Origin of the sequence: Methylobacterium sp. Leaf125, from assembly GCF_001423085.1 — a bacterium.
In the GTDB taxonomy this organism is placed as follows: Bacteria; Pseudomonadota; Alphaproteobacteria; order Rhizobiales; family Beijerinckiaceae; genus Methylobacterium.
This window is the reverse complement of the sequence record NZ_LMNU01000034.1, coordinates 187717-204636: the sequence shown is the minus strand read 5'-3', so window position 1 is coordinate 204636 and position 16920 is coordinate 187717. Positions and strand designations below refer to the sequence as shown.

General features: G+C 66.3%; 14 protein-coding genes and 1 tRNA gene. 12 read left to right on the top strand and 3 right to left on the bottom strand.

Translation table 11 applies throughout. The features are described from left to right. The first annotated feature begins 191 nt into the window (after nucleotides 1–191). From ASF58_RS19425 to ASF58_RS19415, 3 genes are all read left to right on the top strand, one after another. Nucleotides 192–446 (top strand): zinc-finger domain-containing protein, encoded by a 255-nt coding sequence (locus tag ASF58_RS19425; protein ID WP_055956304.1) that lies wholly within the window; start codon nucleotides 192–194, stop codon nucleotides 444–446. A 17-nt stretch (nucleotides 447–463) separates the two neighbouring features. Continuing rightward, a complete protein-coding gene (locus ASF58_RS19420) occupies nucleotides 464–1648 on the top strand; it encodes an FAD-dependent monooxygenase (RefSeq protein WP_055956301.1) in 1185 nt (394 codons plus the stop codon). A 37-nt stretch (nucleotides 1649–1685) separates the two neighbouring features. Beyond that, nucleotides 1686–1771: transfer RNA gene (locus tag ASF58_RS19415), tRNA-Leu, on the top strand. 44 nt (nucleotides 1772–1815) lie between these two features. Here the strand turns inward: ASF58_RS19415 and ASF58_RS19410 are convergent. Both ASF58_RS19410 and ASF58_RS26220 read right to left on the bottom strand, forming a co-directional pair. Beyond that, a complete protein-coding gene (locus ASF58_RS19410; protein ID WP_082513193.1) occupies nucleotides 1816–2685 on the bottom strand; it encodes a DUF4336 domain-containing protein in 870 nt (289 codons plus the stop codon). Nucleotides 2686–3342: 657 nt separating this feature from the next. After that, nucleotides 3343–3864, bottom strand: coding sequence for a hypothetical protein (locus tag ASF58_RS26220; RefSeq protein ID WP_055956298.1), 522 nt, complete (start codon nucleotides 3862–3864; stop codon nucleotides 3343–3345). A gap of 203 nt (nucleotides 3865–4067) precedes the next feature. Here ASF58_RS26220 and ASF58_RS19400 point away from each other — a divergent pair, with 203 nt between their 5' ends. Together ASF58_RS19400 and ASF58_RS19395 are read left to right on the top strand one after the other, a co-directional pair. Continuing rightward, complete coding sequence (locus tag ASF58_RS19400; RefSeq protein ID WP_055956295.1) at nucleotides 4068–4505, top strand: globin family protein; 438 nt, start codon at nucleotides 4068–4070, stop codon at nucleotides 4503–4505. A gap of 75 nt (nucleotides 4506–4580) precedes the next feature. Further along, nucleotides 4581–5207, top strand: a complete 627-nt coding sequence (locus tag ASF58_RS19395) for a L,D-transpeptidase (RefSeq protein WP_156375800.1) — start codon at nucleotides 4581–4583, stop codon at nucleotides 5205–5207. Between the two features lie 41 nt (nucleotides 5208–5248). On the opposite strand, the gene ASF58_RS19390 is transcribed toward ASF58_RS19395, so the two are convergent. Further along, nucleotides 5249–6499 carry a GGDEF domain-containing protein gene (locus tag ASF58_RS19390; protein ID WP_055956292.1) on the bottom strand — a complete coding sequence of 417 codons (1251 nt, stop codon included), beginning with the start codon at nucleotides 6497–6499 and terminating at the stop codon, nucleotides 5249–5251. Nucleotides 6500–6838: 339 nt separating this feature from the next. On the opposite strand from ASF58_RS19390, the gene ASF58_RS19385 reads away from it, so the two are divergent. From ASF58_RS19385 to ASF58_RS19355, 7 genes are all read left to right on the top strand, one after another. Then, nucleotides 6839–8317, top strand: a complete 1479-nt coding sequence (locus ASF58_RS19385) for a SulP family inorganic anion transporter (protein ID WP_055956290.1) — start codon at nucleotides 6839–6841, stop codon at nucleotides 8315–8317. A gap of 201 nt (nucleotides 8318–8518) precedes the next feature. Beyond that, nucleotides 8519–10342 carry a phosphogluconate dehydratase gene (gene edd / locus ASF58_RS19380; protein ID WP_055956288.1) on the top strand — a complete coding sequence of 608 codons (1824 nt, stop codon included), beginning with the start codon at nucleotides 8519–8521 and terminating at the stop codon, nucleotides 10340–10342. A 32-nt stretch (nucleotides 10343–10374) separates the two neighbouring features. Further along, a complete protein-coding gene (eda, locus tag ASF58_RS19375; RefSeq protein ID WP_055956286.1) occupies nucleotides 10375–10992 on the top strand; it encodes a bifunctional 4-hydroxy-2-oxoglutarate aldolase/2-dehydro-3-deoxy-phosphogluconate aldolase in 618 nt (205 codons plus the stop codon). Between the two features lie 226 nt (nucleotides 10993–11218). Next, entirely contained in the window at nucleotides 11219–12496 is a 1278-nt protein-coding gene (locus ASF58_RS19370) for a dicarboxylate/amino acid:cation symporter (protein ID WP_055956283.1), read from the top strand. 69 nt (nucleotides 12497–12565) lie between these two features. Beyond that, on the top strand, nucleotides 12566–13468 hold the full coding sequence (locus ASF58_RS19365) for an amino acid ABC transporter substrate-binding protein (RefSeq protein WP_055956280.1): 903 nt from the start codon (nucleotides 12566–12568) through the stop codon (nucleotides 13466–13468). A gap of 577 nt (nucleotides 13469–14045) precedes the next feature. Beyond that, entirely contained in the window at nucleotides 14046–15662 is a 1617-nt protein-coding gene (locus ASF58_RS19360; RefSeq protein ID WP_055956277.1) for a porin, read from the top strand. 309 nt (nucleotides 15663–15971) lie between these two features. Beyond that, nucleotides 15972–16901 (top strand): amino acid ABC transporter substrate-binding protein, encoded by a 930-nt coding sequence (locus ASF58_RS19355; RefSeq protein ID WP_055956274.1) that lies wholly within the window; start codon nucleotides 15972–15974, stop codon nucleotides 16899–16901. Nucleotides 16902–16920: the final 19 nt, after the last annotated feature.

The following is a 16920-nucleotide window of genomic DNA, read 5'->3' as shown; positions in this document are numbered from 1 at the left end:
ACCGGGGCAGGGCCTCCCCCTATGTACGGTGACGTGCGCGCGAGGCCAACCCTTCGCGCGCACCGCACTAGGCTTGCGCCGGGGGAGAGGCTAGAGACGGGTCCCGGCAGACCCCGACAACACGGATGCCCGCACGAGGACGATCCTTCCACGGGACGGGTCTCCGGCGGGCCGGCAAGCAGGACGAGGCGATGGCTGACAAGGCGGTCCCGCATTTCCACAACGAGCCCGGCGTGGCGGTGATTCACGTGGGCTCGAAAGAGTTCATGTGCATCGGGGCCAAGCCGCCCTTCGATCATCCGCACATCTTCCTCGACATGGGTACGGACGACGAGACCATCTGCCAGTACTGCTCGACGCTGTTCCGCTATCGCCCGACCCTTGCCGCTGGAAATGCCGACCCGGCGATCTGTGTCTGGGACGACCGGACTTCGGCCGCCGCCTGATTCGGCGAAGCGGCTCCGTGCCGGCCCTGAACATCGCCATCGTCGGCGCGGGCATCGGCGGCCTGACGGCCGCGCTCACCCTCGACGCCGCCGGCCATGCCGTCACCCTCATCGAGCGCCGCACAGGCTTCAGCGAAGTCGGTGCCGGGATCCAGCTCTCCCCGAATGCCAGCCGGGTATTGATCGGCCTCGGGCTCGGCGCCGCCCTGCGCCGCGCGGCGAGCGAGCCGCCGGCGGTGGTGGTACGGGCCCTGACGAGCGGCGCGGTCATCGGCGGCGTCGCGCTCGGAGCCAATCTGCGCGAGCGCTTCGGCGCGCCCTACTACGTGATCCACCGGGCCGATCTGCAGACCCTGCTCCTCGACGCGGTGCGCGGCCGGCCCGGGATCCGCCTCCTGGTGGGACGGGACGTGACCGGTCTGGCGGAGCGCCCGGACGGGATCGACCTGACGCTGGAGAGCGGTACCGGCACGCGGACCGATCGGTTTTCCGCCGACCTCGTCATCGGAGCCGACGGCGTACGCTCCCGCCTGCGCAGCCACCTCGACGGGAAGGAACTGCGGTCCGGGCGTGCCGCGGCGTGGCGGGCCATCGTTCCGCGGGAAGCCCTGCCGCCCGAACTCTCCGGTGAGACCACGGGCCTGTGGCTCGGACCGGCGCGCCACGTGGTGCATTACCCGATCCGCGGGGGCCAACACGTCAACGTCGTCGCGGTCATCCCGGAGCGGAAGGGCAGCGAGGGATGGGGTCAGCTCGGTGAGCCCGCCGTGCTGCGCGCCCGCTTCCGCGATGCGGCCGCGCCCCTCGCGGCCCTCCTGGCCGTGCCGGATTCCTGGCTGGTCTGGTCGCTGGAGGATCGAGGTGCCGCGCGTCCGATGGCGCGCGGACGCCTCGCCCTGATCGGGGACGCCGCCCACCCGATCCTGCCCTTCCTGGCACAGGGAGCCGCCCTTGCGATCGAGGATGCGGCGATCCTCGCCCGGGAACTGGGCGCGGACGGTGCCGACCTCGGTGCCGCCCTGGACCGATACGATGCGGTGCGACGCGCGCGGGTGCGCCGCGTGCGCCGGGCTGCGCGCGCCAATGGCCGCACCTATCATGCGGGTCCCCTCGTCGGGACAATCCGCGACGCCGTCATGCGCCGCCTCGGTCCGGACGGGATGAACCGCCGCTACACCTGGCTCTACGGCTGGACGCCTTGATCTGCGGAGGCCGCCCCGCTACCGCTGATGCCGGCATGCGGACGTGGCGAAACCGGTAGACGCACGAGACTTAAAATCTTGCGGCCTTTGGCTGTGCGGGTTCGAGTCCCGCCGTCCGCACCAATCCTGTCGATCGCGTCCCGACGCCTGTCGGATCGGCTCGCCGATCAGCGCCGCGACCGGCGGAGATAGGCGAACAGCCCCCAGACACCCGCGAGGGCCAGGCCCGCCAGCGCCGTCGAACGCAGTGGCGCTCGGGTGGTCGTTGCGCTGGCCGCAGACAGCCGGGGCGAGGCGCTTTGTCCGTCCAGGATCCAGGCGAGCGAGCGCCGGAGTTCACCGGCGGCATCGCGGTCGAACCAATGACCGTGGGCGAAGATCACCCGGTCCGGATTGAAAGCGACGAGGCGCTGTGCAGCCCGGACCGTGTCCCGATGGTTCAGGCGCAGGAGAAGTCGCAGATAAAGGGGCGCCCGACCCTCGGGCGCAACGATGCCGAGCAGGCGGGCCAGGGGGCGCGCGAAGACCGGCAGGAGGTCGCCCTCGAGGTTGATGATCAGGTCCGTGAGCAGAAGCGTCCGACTCGGACGATGGAACAGGCAGATTTCCTTGAACACGGGGCCAGCGACGAGGACCTGATCGATCTCGTTCGCCCAGACGCGGGGTGGCCGGTCCGACAATTCCGCATCGATCGCGAGGCCTGATCGGCGCACCTGGCTCCGGTCTTCCAGGCCGGGCACGGCCCAGGTGATCGCGTTGGGGCAGGCGGCTTGCCAGTCCTTCAGGAACAGCCAATGTCCGATGCTCGGCGCCACGAGATGCCCGATGCGCCCAAGGCTTTCCACGGCCCGCTGAAGGCCCGGGTGGTACGGAACGGGCGAATGGAGCAGCAGCTCGCCGCCGCTCAGTCGCAGCACCGTCATTCGGAGGGGAAGGGGAATACCGCCCGCGTGGATTGGCGCCGCGTCGACGATCCAGACGCCGTCCGCCACCTCCTTGGGCTGATCGAGGGGTGGGTAGCTCAGGTCATGCGCCAAAATCCGGTACTCCGCATCGACGACGAACACCCGGGAGAACGCCGGGGCGGAACCCGAAGGTCCGTCCGTCGTGCACAATCACGACGGTCGCTTGCGGACGGCGGGATGCGATGTCGTCGCGCCATCTTCCGGCCGGCCGCGATGCGAAGGACACGGCTCCCCAAACTTGCCGACAGGTCTGGGGATTCGATGGGCGGGCACCGTGCCGTGGCACGGTCTCCCATCCGTGGCAGGCGGCCGTGATGAGCGTCACCGCGCATGGCGGCAAGCCGTCGGCGTCGCCCGAACGCTAATTCGGTCGCGATCGGCTGCCCGCATCCTGCGGATGCCCGAGGGCCGCAATCAGCGCTTCCAGGGCATCCGCCAGTCGATCAGGAAGGTCTTCGTCGATCTGGGGCGGAAACGAGAGGGCCAATGCGCGATCGACTCCGACTCGAAAAGGTGTTCGGTTGCAATTGTCAGGACGAGGAAAGCAGAAATATGGGTATTCGAATTGCATCTCAACAGTCGGCTACGGCGCCGTTCGCTGACGGATAGTCGATCTACCCGCGAATAGTGCTAACGCGAGTCGGCAGAGACGGTTGCGCCGGCTTGCGTGATGACGGATTGAGGAAGAGACCGCCCAGCTTGCCCGGCCGGCCTCGGTCAGGGATCCGACTACCAGCCGCGAGGGCCGTAGGGACGGTCGCAATCTGGCCGATACCCGTACCCGGCGCGGCGATAGGCGTATCGGCCGAATCCCTCACCATAGGGTCGGATTACCGCCCGCGGGCTTCGATAGACCGAGACGGCGTCGTACGCGTACTCGTGGACCACCGGTGCCCGGCGGTAGGGCAGGACGGGACCCGCATCGTCGTCGACATAGCGGGGTTCGGGACGTCCATAGCCGTCGCCGTAGACAGGAGCGTCGCGAGCCTCAGAGATGGCGCCTCCCAGAAGCGCGCCGGCCGCGAGCCCCCCAATGACACCGGCCACGAGGGCGCCACCCTGACCGCGGGCCTGCGCCTCGGGTGCTTCGAATGTTCCCATCGCCACGAGCGCAACGGCCGTCAAAGCTGCCAACGTCTTCATCGCCCATCCCCTGTGTTCATCGAGGAGGCCGGCATCGTGCGCGGTCTCGGTGGCCCATCCGGTCTTGTCCCGGTTGCCGAGAAGGAGAATGCCGAAGCGGCGCTGCACCCAAGCTGAAGCGTGTCGGCAGCCGCCGTTCAGATGCTCTTGGGGGCGTCGCTTGGTATCCCGCCGGACGGATCGCGCCATTCGAACGCTCGGATAGGATTCCCTCTTGTGGGATATCGCTGCCGGGGCAAAAACGGTGGGCGCATTCGCGCGTCACGCACGCCGTTCGCGCCGCAGTCCCTTCCTCCTGCTCAGAGCCCCGCATGACCCCGGAACAAGTTGTCCTCATCCAGGACAGTTTCGCCAAGGTTCGGCCGATCGCTGATACTGCGGCAGATCTCTTCTACGGACGTCTGTTCGAAATCGCCCCGCAGGTTCGGACGATGTTTCCGGATGACATGCGTGAGCAGAAGAAAAAACTGATGGCGATGCTGGGGCTTGCGGTCACCAACCTGCACAAGCCCGAGATGGTGGTGCCGGCGCTGCAGACGCTGGGCCGACAGCACGTCTCGTTCGGAACGCAGGCCGCGCATTACGAACCCGTGGGCGCCGCCCTGCTCTGGACGCTGGAGCAGGGCCTGGGCCCAGATTTCACGCCCGCGGTGCGGGAGGCCTGGGTGGAAACCTATACGCTCGTGGCGAACGTGATGAAGTCGGCCGCTGCCGAGGTGCGGCGGCCCGATCCCACCGCGGACGCCTGATCTGCGCGGTGCTGGAACCAACGCGCGCGGCAAGCGTAGGCGTTCCAGATTCGTTCATGTTTTCCAAGGACCCCGATGCGCGCCCGCCTGACGTCCCTTGTCTCCGGATTGACCCTGGCGACGGTTTTGGTCTGTCCCGCCTGGGCCGAGGTCTTGATCGCCGTCGACAAGGACGCGCAACGCATGACCGTCACCGTCGACGGCCAGCCCCGCTACGACTGGCCGGTCTCCACGGGGGCGGATGGTTACGACACACCCGGCGGAGCCCATCGGCCGTTCCGGATGGAGCGCTCGCACTTTTCGCGCGAGTTTGACGACGCACCGATGCCGAACGCAATCTTCTTCACCGGGCAGGGCCACGCAATTCACGGGACCAATCACACCCGTCGCCTCGGCAGCGCGGCGTCCCATGGCTGTGTTCGGCTCGCCCCGAAGAATGCCGCGACCCTGTTCAGCCTGGTCAAGGCTCAGGGCATGGGTAAGACCCGGGTGGTCATCGAAGGCAGTTCCGTGATGGCCTCGCGGCGCCGTCGCGGCGACGACGTCGGCGTGATGTCGGCAGGCATGCAGATGGGACGCGAGCCGTACGGGGCCTATCGCGCGGCCGCCGTGCGATCGGCTCCGCGTCGGGCCCCCGTCTACGATGTTCGGGATCCGGCCGGCGACGGTGACGCCTATTTCGTGGGTGACGGTTTTTATTAGGCCGATCGAAGCAGGCTCCGTCCTCCGCCGCAGCGGGGCGGTTAGCCGAATGCGCTGCCCCGCACCCCATCGAAATTGGCTGATTCAGGTGCCAGGGTCGCGGACTCGACCCGATTCCGGCCGCCGTGCTTGGCTCGGTAGAGAGCATCGTCCGCCGCCTTGAGGAGATCGGCGGAAGCGATCGCAAGGGATCCGAGGCTTCCATGCGCCGTGGCCACGCCGATGCTGACGGTGACGTGAGCCCCGTCGCAGAGGCCCGGATGGGGATAGGCCAGGGCCTGGACCGCCAGGCGCAAGCCCTCGCCGATCCGTTCGGCTGCGGAAGGGTCTGCCCCCGGGAGGAAGACGATGAACTCCTCGCCGCCGTAGCGCGCCACCTGCCCGTCGTGGAGAGCCGCCGTCGCAGCGAGCGCCTGGGCAACCTGTCTCAGGCAGCGGTCGCCTTCGGGATGACCTGCCGTATCGTTCAGGCGCTTGAAGGCATCGATATCGATCAGCATCAGCACGGCCCAGGTGCTGCCCGCGCAGGCCTCGGCCCAGAGGGTTTGCAAGTGCGTCGCGGCGCTGCGCCGATTGCGAAGTCCGGTCAGGCTGTCAGTCTCCGACAGGATCGTCAGTCGCGCATTCGCATCTGCAAGGTCCCTGTCGCGCGCCGATTTCTCCAACGTCAGCAGAAAGGCCTCCTTGCAGGTCCACTCGCGCGAATAGGCGAGCTTGAGCGGCACGAGGCTGAGGCTGGCGATCAACAGCGGCAGTCCGATCGCTTCGCTGCGCGGAAGCACAAATCCGACGATGTAGACCGCATAGAGACCGAATGCGCTTCCGCAGAGGACGAGGCTGTGCCGGAAAGAGAGCGGCGCGATCATGCCCACCACCATCGGGACGATCACCGCGAGGATGAGGTAGGTGCCCGCATGGGGCTGCGGTGCGAGCCGGGCGCTGTTCAGGACGATCACCATGTCCAGCAGCGCGATCCCGGTGACGATCCCGGCTTGGCGCCGGGCTGTGGTGATGCCGTGGAGGCCGGCGATCGCCATCAGCCCCGCCGGCAGGAACACGCCCAAGGTCAGGAAAGCCGGAACCGCGAACTGCTCGGGACCGAACAGGTCGAAATCCATCTTCAGCGACAGAACATTGAAGACGATGAAGATCAGGACCCAAGACTGGAGGTAAGTCGCCCGAGAGCAGCGGATCGTCTCGCAGAACTGTGCTTCGAGGTCTTCAGGCAGGCGCAGGCGATACCAGGGCCGGTGGCGTGCAGCCTCGATCAGGCTGGGTTTCGATTCGGGCATGAGGCTCGTTCACCAACGATCCCGGGAGTATATACGCGCCCTGCTTGCACGCGCGTAAACGACTTCCACGGGCCGCTCGCAGCCCCGGCCCCTCGCATCGCCGCCACGGGTCCCATTGCATCGCGGCCTGATCCTGTTAAGACCCAGCGCATGCTGAAGGATCGAGCCAGATTGTACGCACGGCCCACGCCGCCGTAGCTCCGCTCTCCTCGGCGCCTGCCTTCCGTTCAGGTTCCATCGTGGCCATTCCTCGACGCGTGTCGGGAGGCCTGTGTCGAATTCCCTGTCTCGCTTCCCGGCCGCCGACCGCGCGCGGGAACGATTGGATCTCCCATTTCCATGACCCTGACCAGCCTGCGGAGCCAGTGGGCTCCCAATATCATGCGTGAAATCCTGGCCGGCACCGTGGTTGCCCTGGCCCTGATCCCGGAGGCGATCGCCTTCTCGCTCATCGCCGGTGTGGACCCGAAGGTCGGCCTCTACGCGTCGTTCTGCATCGCGGTCATCACCGCCTTTGCGGGGGGACGGCCGGCGATGATCTCAGCCGCGACCGGGGCTATGGCCCTGGTGATGGTGACGCTGGTGAAGGAGCATGGCGTCGGCTACCTCTTCGCCGCGACGATCCTGACCGGGCTGCTGCAGATCGCGGCCGGTCTCCTGCGTCTTGGAAATCTCATGCGCTTCGTCTCGCGCTCCGTGGTGACCGGATTCGTGAATGCGCTGGCGATCCTGATCTTCCTGGCGCAGATGCCCGAGCTGATCGGGCAGGGGACCAGCGTCTACCTGATGACGGCGGTCGGCCTCGGCCTGATCTACGGGTTGCCCTACCTGACCAAGGCGGTGCCATCGCCGCTCATCACGATCCTCGTCCTGACGGCGTTCTCGATGGTCATGGGCCTGCCGATCCACAAGGTCGGCGATATGGGGGCTCTCCCGACCGAATTGCCGGTCTTCGCCCTGCCGCAGGTCCCCTTCACCTGGGAGACCCTGCGGATCATCTTGCCCTACGCGCTGACGCTGACCATGGTCGGCCTGCTGGAGAGCCTGATGACGGCGGCGATCCTCGACGAGATGACCGATACGGGGTCCGAGAAGAACCGTGAATGTGCCGGGCAGGGGTTTGCCAATATCGGCGCCGGCCTGTTCGGCGGGATGGCGGGCTGCGCCATGATCGGACAATCGGTGATCAACGTCTCGTCCGGCGGCCGGGGCCGGCTCTCCACGCTCTGGGCCGGGGTATTTCTGCTCTTCCTCATCGTCGTCCTCGGCCCCTACGTGGCACAGATTCCCATGGCGGCTTTGGTGGCGGTGATGATCATGGTGTCGATCAACACCTTCCAATGGGGCTCCCTGCGAACGCTCGTGACGCATCCGAAGAGTTCGAGCGTGGTGATGGTGGGGACCGTCGCCGTGGTTGTGGCAACGCACGACCTCGCCAAGGGCGTGCTGTTCGGGGTGGTGCTCAGCGGCCTGTTCTTCGCTCACAAGGTGACGCGCTACTTCTCCGTGGCTTCCGAGCGCACCGGCACGGTGCGGACTTATCGGGTGACCGGGCAGATCTTTTTTGCGACGGCGGAAGCCTTCCACGGCGCGTTCGATTTTCGCGAGGCCGATCTGACGGGGATCGTTCTCGACCTCACGGCGGCTCATTTCTGGGATATCAGCGGGGTCAACGCCCTCGACCGCGTGGTGCTCAAGTACCGCCACCACGGTGTGGCGGTGGAGATCGTCGGCATGAACGCCGCGACCGCCACGATGGTCGAGCGCCTGGGCACCCACCAGAAGCCCGGTGCGGCCCTCGCGGCAGGCAGTCATTGACGGACGGCCTGGCCCGCAACCTGCAGGCGGAACTGGCCAGGCCGGAGCCCGGATGCCATTGACGGCGCGTGGGTCGGATTGCGATCAGGCCCCGCTATCGCTCGGCTGTCGCGCTGGCGCGTTAGGTTGATACTGGCGCCGGGCGCCGCAGCCGGCGCGAGCCGGCAGCAGGCATCGCCCGGATTCGAGGAGGAACTGGCCATGAGCGCGCTTCACCCGGAAATCGCTGCCGTCACGGCGCGCGTGGTCGAACGCTCCGGACCGACCCGCAAAGCTTATCTCGACCTCATCGCCCGCGAGCGCGACTCGGGCGTTCAGCGCCCGATGCTGAATTGCGGCAACCTGGCCCACGGCTTCGCGGCGTCCGGCGAGGACAAGGCCGTCATCAAGTCCGGTCGAGCGATGAACATCGCCATCGTCACCGCCTACAACGACATGCTCTCGGCGCATCAGCCCTACGGCCGCTATCCGGAGCAGATGAAGCTGTTCGCCCGTGAGGTCGGCGCAACCGCGCAGGTCGCGGGTGGCGTGCCGGCGATGTGCGATGGGGTCACCCAGGGCCAGCGCGGCATGGAGTTGTCGCTGTTCTCGCGTGACACCATCGCGCTCTCCACTGCGGTGGCCCTGAGCCACGGCATGTTCGACGGCGCGGCCCTGCTCGGCATCTGCGACAAGATCGTGCCCGGCCTGCTCCTCGGCGCGCTCCGCTTCGGCCACCTGCCCATGATCCTGATCCCAGCCGGCCCGATGCCATCGGGCCTGGCCAACAAGGAGAAGCAGCGCATCCGCCAGCTCTACGCCGAGGGCAAGGTCGGTCGCGACGAACTGCTGGAAAGCGAGTCGGCGTCCTATCACGGGGCCGGCACCTGCACCTTCTACGGCACCGCCAATTCGAACCAGATGATGATGGACGTGATGGGCCTGCACATGCCCGGCGCCTCCTTCATCAACCCCGGCACGAAGCTGCGGCAGGCCGTGACCCGGGCGGCGGTACACCGCCTCTCCGAGATCGGCGCCTCGGGGAACGACTACCGGCCGCTCGGGCGCTGCATCGACGAGAAGGCCATCGTGAATGCGGTCGTCGGTCTGCTCGCCACGGGCGGCTCGACCAATCACGCCATCCACCTGCCGGCGATCGCGCGGGCAGCCGGCATCATCCTGGACTGGGCGGATTTCGATCGTCTCTCGGCCGTGGTGCCGCAGGTGGCCAAGGTCTACCCGAACGGCTCGGGCGACGTGAACCACTTCCATGCCGCCGGTGGCATGTCCTACGTCATCGCCAGCCTGATCGATGCCGGGCTCCTGCACGACGACATCCTCACCGTGGCCGGCACGCGTCTGCGCGACCATGCCCGCGACCCGAAGCTGATCGACGACGACCTCGTCTTCGAGGATGCCCCGGAGCGCTCGCATGACGAGAGTATCCTGCGCAGCCCGGCCAATGCCTTCCAGCCCGATGGCGGCATGCGTCTGGTGAAGGGCAATCTCGGCCGGGCCACCTTCAAGACCAGCGCGGTCGACCCGGCACGCTGGACGATCGAAGCGCCGGCCCGCGTCTTCGACGATCAGGACGATGTCATGGCCGCGTTCAAGGCCGGCGAGCTCGACCGGGACGTGGTGGTAGTGGTGCGCTTCCAGGGCCCCCGGGCCAACGGCATGCCCGAATTGCACAAGCTGACTCCGCAGCTCGGCGTTCTGCAGGATCGGGGCTTGCGCGTGGCCCTCGTCACCGACGGACGGATGTCGGGCGCTTCCGGCAAGGTTCCGGCGGCCATCCATCTCAGCCCCGAAGCCCTCGGCGGCGGTCCGCTGGCGAAGATTCGCGACGGCGATGTCGTACGCCTGAGCGCGGAGGACGGCGCCCTGGAGGTCCTCGTCGACCCGGCCGAGTGGGAGGCTCGGGAAGAGGCCGCCGCGCCGCCACCGGCCTTCGGCACGGGCCGTGAGCTCTTCGCCTTCATGCGACACGGTGCCGACGGGGCCGAGCAGGGCGCCTCCGCCATGCTCGCCGCTGCCGGCCTCTGAACTCTCCGCCCTCGCTGCCAAGGACGTTGCCCATGACCACCATCGATGCCCTGATGCGCTCCGTTCCCGTCATCCCGGTGCTGGTGGTGGAGGAGCTCGCTCAGGCCGAACCGATTGCCCGGGCCTTGGTGGCCGGCGGCCTGACCGCCTTGGAGGTCACCCTGCGCACGCCCGCGGCCCTCGATGTGATCCGCGCTATGTCGCGGGTGGAGGGCGCCGTGGTGGGAGCCGGGACGGTCCTGAACGCGCGCGACCTCGACGCGGCGATGGAGGCGGGTGCACAGTTCATCGTGAGTCCCGGCCTGACCGATCCACTGACCCGCGCCGCCCTCGCGCGTGGGGTGCCCTACCTGCCGGGTGTCGCCAATGCGGCGGACATCATGCGCGGGCTCGATCACGGCCTCGACCGGTTCAAGTTCTTCCCGGCCGAGGCCGCCGGCGGCATCAAGGCACTGAAGGCGCTGGCTGGTCCCTTTGGGCAGGTCCGATTCTGCCCGACCGGCGGCATCTCCGAAGCAACCGCCCCGGACTGGCTCGGCCTGAAGCCTGTGCTCTGCGTCGGTGGAAGCTGGGTCGTACCGCCGGGCGCTCCGGAGCCGGATCTCATCCGGCGCTCGGCCGAAGCGGCCCGTCGCCTGCGGGCCGCCTGACGATTTCCCGGCCGGTCGACGCTCCCGAAGGCCGTGCTTGATTGCGGCCGGAAAAAGGCTAGCCTGACCGGACGAGCGCTTGGAGGGGGACGTTCCGGCCCAGAGTTTCAGCCTCCGGCCGATACGCGACCTCAAGCCTGGCATGCCTCGTGCAGACCTGTTCCAGGTAAACCAAAAGCTTGGTTCCCGGTGCAGAGCGCCGTCAGGCGCGGCGGTGGGGAGAGCGATGCAGTCCAGGCTCACCACGTACATCTTCATCGGGATGCTGCTCGGGATTGCCGTCGGCTACCTGTGCAACATCACCTGGCCTGACCCGCAGACCTCCAAGGAGATCTCTGGATACATCGCCCTGATCAGCGACGTCTTCCTGCGCCTGATCAAGATGATCATCGCGCCGCTCGTCTTCTCGACCCTCGTCGTGGGCATCGCACATATGGGCGACACGGCCTCGGTGGGACGCGTCGGCGGCAAGGCGATGCTCTGGTTCGTGGGCGCCTCGCTCTGCTCGCTTCTCCTTGGCCTGGTGATGGTCAACATCCTGCGGCCCGGCGACAACCTGAACCTGCCGCTGCCCGATGCCGGCACTACCACCAATCTCAAGGCCGCCTCACTCTCCCTCAAGGAATTCGTCACCCATCTCGTGCCCAAGAGCCCAGTGGAGGCGATGGCCAACAACGAGATTCTTCAGATCGTGGTCTTCTCGATCTTCTTCGGCGTCGCGCTCGCGGCCCTCGGTACGAAGGGCAAGCTGCTCGCACAGGGGATCGAGGGGCTCGCCGATGTGATGCTGAAGATCACCGGCTACGTGATGGGCTTCGCCCCGATCGCCGTCTTCGCCGCCATAGCCGCCACGATCACGACCCAGGGCATCGGCGTGCTCGTGACCTACGGCAAGTTCATGCTGGAGTTCTACTTCAGCCTGGCGATGCTGTGGTGTCTCCTCGCCCTGGCCGGTTTCGCCCTCGTCGGATCGGCGATGAAGCGCCTGCTCGACCTGATCAAGGAGCCCTTCCTCCTGGCCTTCTCCACCGCCTCCAGCGAGGCGGCCTATCCGAAGACTTTGACCAATCTCGAGCGCTTCGGCGTGCCGAACAAGATCACCTCGTTCGTGCTCCCCATGGGCTATTCCTTCAATCTCGATGGGTCGATGATGTACTGCACGTTCGCAGTGATGTTCATCGCTCAGGCCTACAACATCCCCCTGACGCTCGGGCAGCAGCTCACCATGCTCCTGGTCCTGATGGTGACCTCGAAGGGCATGGCGGGCGTGCCCCGCGCCTCCCTCGTGGTCATCTCGGCGACGCTGACCACCTTCCAGATTCCGGAAGCGGGGCTGCTCCTCATCATCGGGATCGACCAGTTCCTCGATATGGGCCGCTCGGCCACCAATGTGCTGGGCAACAGCGTGGCGACCGTGGCGGTGGCCAAGTGGGAGGGTCAGCTGACGCTCACCGACCAACGCCTGGACCGTGACGTCAGCCCGCTGCCGGAGCCGGCCGAGTAGCAAGCGGCCGCGCGGGCGTCGTGCGGCGACGTTCGGTGCCCCGGGTACTGCTTCGTGGCGAGGTCTCATATGTCAGCACGTCGCGCCATCATCGGGGCTCTGGCCAGTATCGGATTGCTGGCGAGCGGCGGATCGGCATGGGCGATCGACATTCTCTCCGGTACCCTGAAGACGATCGGCGAGACCGGCATCGTCCGTCTCGGCTACCGAGAGAATTCCCTGCCGTTCGCCTTCAAGGACCCCTCCGGCCAGCCCGTCGGCTACGCCCTCGACCTCTGCCTGGAGGTCGCCGATGACATCGGCAAGGAACTCGGGCGCAAGGATCTGAAGGTCGTGTACGAGCCGGTGACGTCGGAGACGCGCATCGCGGCGTTGACCTCCGGCCGAATCGACCTCGAGTGCGGCTCAACCACGGCGAATGCCGAGCGGCGGAAGCTGGCGGCCTTCTCGCCCGTGACTTTTTTCAGCGCAACCAAGCTCCTGGTCAAGCGTGGTGCTCCGGTCGGTTCGTTCCGCGATCTGGCCGGCCGGACGGTGGCGGTCACTGCGGGCGCCACCAACGAGGGTGTCCTGCGGGCGCTTTTCGCCCGTCTCAGCATCCCCGCCACCCTGGTCACCGGGCGCGACCACGCCGAATCCTTCGCGATGGTCCGAGACGGACGGGCCGATGCCCTCGGTCTCGACGACGTCCTGCTCTATGGGCTGATCGCCGCGGCGGGGCCGGACGGCTCCGCCTACACGGTCCTGCCGGACAAGCTGTCGTTCGAGCCCTACGGGCTGATGTTCCGCAAGGATGATCCGCAACTCGCCGGCCTTGTCGCCGCGACCTTCCAGCGCCTCGCGGAGTCCCGTGAGCTGCGCTGGCTCTATGAGCGCTGGTTTCTCAAGCGCCTGCCGACCGGCATCCGCCTCAACGTGCCGATGTCGAATGAGCTTCACACCAATTTCCAGGTGATCGGCCTGCAGGATTGACGGTCCGGTCTGTCTCGAGCGGCGGCCGCGCACGTCCTTCGTCGCTCGGCCCGATTCGGTGCGCGTCGTGAGGACGCGTCGGCTGCGTGTCGTAGCGGTCGGGCCGTCCTAGGCAGGAATTCGCAGCATTCCGGGCAAGATGACTCGCAGAATGGCGCGTGGCGAAGGATTTTGGAAAAATTCTCCTCGAGTTCCCCGCTGTCGGAATGTGTCAAAGGTCACGGATTATTCCGTATTTTCGAGCACTTGCCCCTGTCTTAGTCCGTCGGGCCCGACCTTAGATCGACGGTGGGAAGGCTGAAAACCTGCCCTCGAAACAGTCACTTAGCCGTCTGCGGAGCGTTGCAACGCCGCAACAGCGTCTTGGAACCGCCACGCCGATCACGATTCCGAGTTGCCGCCGGGAACCGCCTCGCACAGAGTGATCCTGCGCTGGGGGCAACGCCAGGGCAGCAAGACAATTTCCAGCGGTCAACGCTTGGTCATTTAAAAACAAAGGGCCACGCGACACCGGGATCCACTGAGATCTCGGGCGCAGTAAGCCTTCCCTCGGGTCTCGAAGCTTTTGGAGATATCAATGAAGCTCTTGAAGAGCTCGCTTCTCGCCTCCGCGGCAGGTTTTGCTGCGGTCGCCGGAGCACAGGCAGCCGACCTCCCGGTCAAGAAGGCTGTCCCGATCGAATACGTCCGCGTCTGCTCCGCTTACGGCGCCGGCTTCTTCTACATCCCGGGCACCGACACCTGCATCCGTCTCTCGGGTCGCGCCCGCCTAGACGTCGGCTACCAGCCGACCTCGGCGCGCAGCTCAAACGGCTCGCAGGGTGACACCACCGGTTACATCGGACTTGCGCGCATCAACGTCGATGCCCGCACGCAGACGGCCTACGGCACCCTGCGCGCCTTCGTGCGTCTCCAGTTCGCCTCGCGCACCGGCGCCACCGGCGGCCTCCGCTCCGGAACCCAGGAGCGCATCGGCAACGCCTTCGGTGCTACCGGTCAGGATCAGAGCGGCCGCGCCCAGCAATTCGTGAACACTGACAAGGCGTTCATTCAGTTCGCCGGCCTCACCGCCGGTCGCGCTTCCTCGTTCTTCGACTTCTACGCCCACGACTTCGAGTTCGCCGGCGCCACCGCCAACTCGGACCTGCAGTCCACCAACCTGCTCGCCTACACGAGCAAGCTCGGTGACAGCGGTCTCTCGGCCACCGTCTCGCTGGAAGATCCGACCTTTCGCCGCAACTCGATTAACTCGCAAGAGTCGAACACGGTCGGTGCGCCGTCTCGTGTTCTGATCACGACGAATGCGCTTGGTATCCCCACTTTCTCGACGGTTGATGTCTCTCAGCGCAACCGTATGCCTGACTTTGTCGGCGTGCTGCGCTACGACGCCGCTTGGGGCTCCGCCCAGCTCTCGGCTGCCGTCAAGGAGCTGAACACCAGCAACATCATCGGCAACCCGACCGTTGTTGGTACGGCAACGGGCTTCGCTCCTGGTCTTATCGGTCCTGGCCCGTCTGCTTCCAGTGAATACGGCTTCGCCGTGCAGGCTGGCGTTAAGATCAACATGCCCTTCATCGCACCGGGCGACACCCTGTACCTGCAGGGCGCCTACGGTGAGGGCGCGACCCTTTACACCGGCTACTCTTCGTACAACGGCAGCTACACTCGTGCAGCGAGCACTATCAATGGTGCCTCGTTCGACCCATACATGGCCGATGCTACTCTGAACCCGCTCACGGGCAAGATCGAGCTGTCAAATAGCTGGACCGTCACGGCTGCTTACCTGCACTACTGGTCGCCTGAGTGGCGCTCAGCCGTGTTCGGCAGCTACGGCGAGATGGGGTTCGCGCGCGGCGCTCGTGAAGCCAACGCCTTGGCCTACGGCAACTCCGGCACTGTGAATATCAACACGTTCCTGGGCGCCCCGGGTACCCGCTCGTTTGCCCTTAGCCCAGTGTTGCGTGACAACAACCAGCTCGTTGCTGGCGGCAGCTTGATCTGGTCGCCGGTGAAGGACCTCGATATCGGTGTCGAGGGCTTCTACACCCGCGTTGCGCTGCAGGAGGGCCGTGTTGTGGACCAGTACAAGAACGGCACTCTGACGGCTGCTCAGGTGAACGCCGGTGCTGCGGTTCGCACCGTCAACTCCGCGGACACCTTCCAGATCCGCGGCCGCGTCCAGCGCGACTTCTAAGTCGACGGAACGGCTTGATCCGGGCTCCGTGCGAGCCCGGGTCTTCACGACTTCGAACCTTCGAGATATGCGAACTGGCCCGGCTGAAAAGTCGGGCCTTTTTGCGTGGTGGGTACCGATTGTCGTAAGCAAAAATTAGCGACACCTCCGCAGCTGAGCCGTTCGGCACGAGCTTTGCCAGGGGCGGGAGCGTTGTCAGGTTGGACAGCGCGAAATCAACGATTGCGGCGGCTCGTCCCGCTGCTACGTTGCCCAGGTCAGTCCCGTCGATCGCCGAAGCGTGATCGACCTCCCGGAGTCAGCCCGCAGATGCGTTCGTGTCACCAGAGATCCACCCTGTCAGCTGTCGCCGTCAGCTTTGCGCTGTCGGTGCTCGCGGCAGGGAGCGCCCAGGCGCAAGAGCTCACCGGAACCCTGAAGAAGATCAAGGAAACGAATACGATCACCATCGGCTACCGGGATGCGTCGGTTCCGTTCTCCTACCTCGATGGCGACCAGAAGCCGGTCGGTTACGCCCTCGAGATCTGCCAGAAGATCGCCGAGGCCGTGAAGACGAACCTCAAGCTTCCGAACCTTGAGGTGAAGCTGAACCCCGTGACTTCGGCGACCCGGATCCCACTGATCGCCAACGGCACGATCGACCTCGAGTGTGGTTCGACGACGAACAACGCCGATCGTCAGAAGCAGGCCACCTTCACCAACACCCACTTCCTGACCGCCACCCGCTTCGTCGCCAAGAAGTCGGCGCATCTCGACAAGATTGAGGATCTGAAGGGCAAGACCGTGGTCTCGACCTCGGGCACCACCAACATCCGTCAGATCAACGAAGCGAACACCGCGCGCAACCTCGGCCTGACCATCCTGCCGGCCAAGGATCATGCCGAGGCCTTCCTGATGGTCGAGACCGGCCGCGCGGTCGCCTTCGTCATGGATGACGTGCTGCTGGCCTCCCTGGCCGCCAGCTCGAAGGATCCCGGCGCCTACGCGATCTCCAGCGAAGCACTGTCGAAGCCCGAGCCGTACGGCATCATGCTGCGCAAAGATGACGCGCCCTTCAAGGCCGTCGCCGACGAAGCCACCGCCAAGCTCTACAAGAGCCCGGAGGGCAAGGCGCTCTACGACAAGTGGTTCACGAAGCCGATCCCGCCGCGCGGCATCAACCTGAACCTGCCGATGAGCGAGGCCATGGTGAAGGCATTCGCCTCGCCGAGCGACAGCGCGGACCCGGCCGCGTACTAGACTCGACGCACCATCGTCG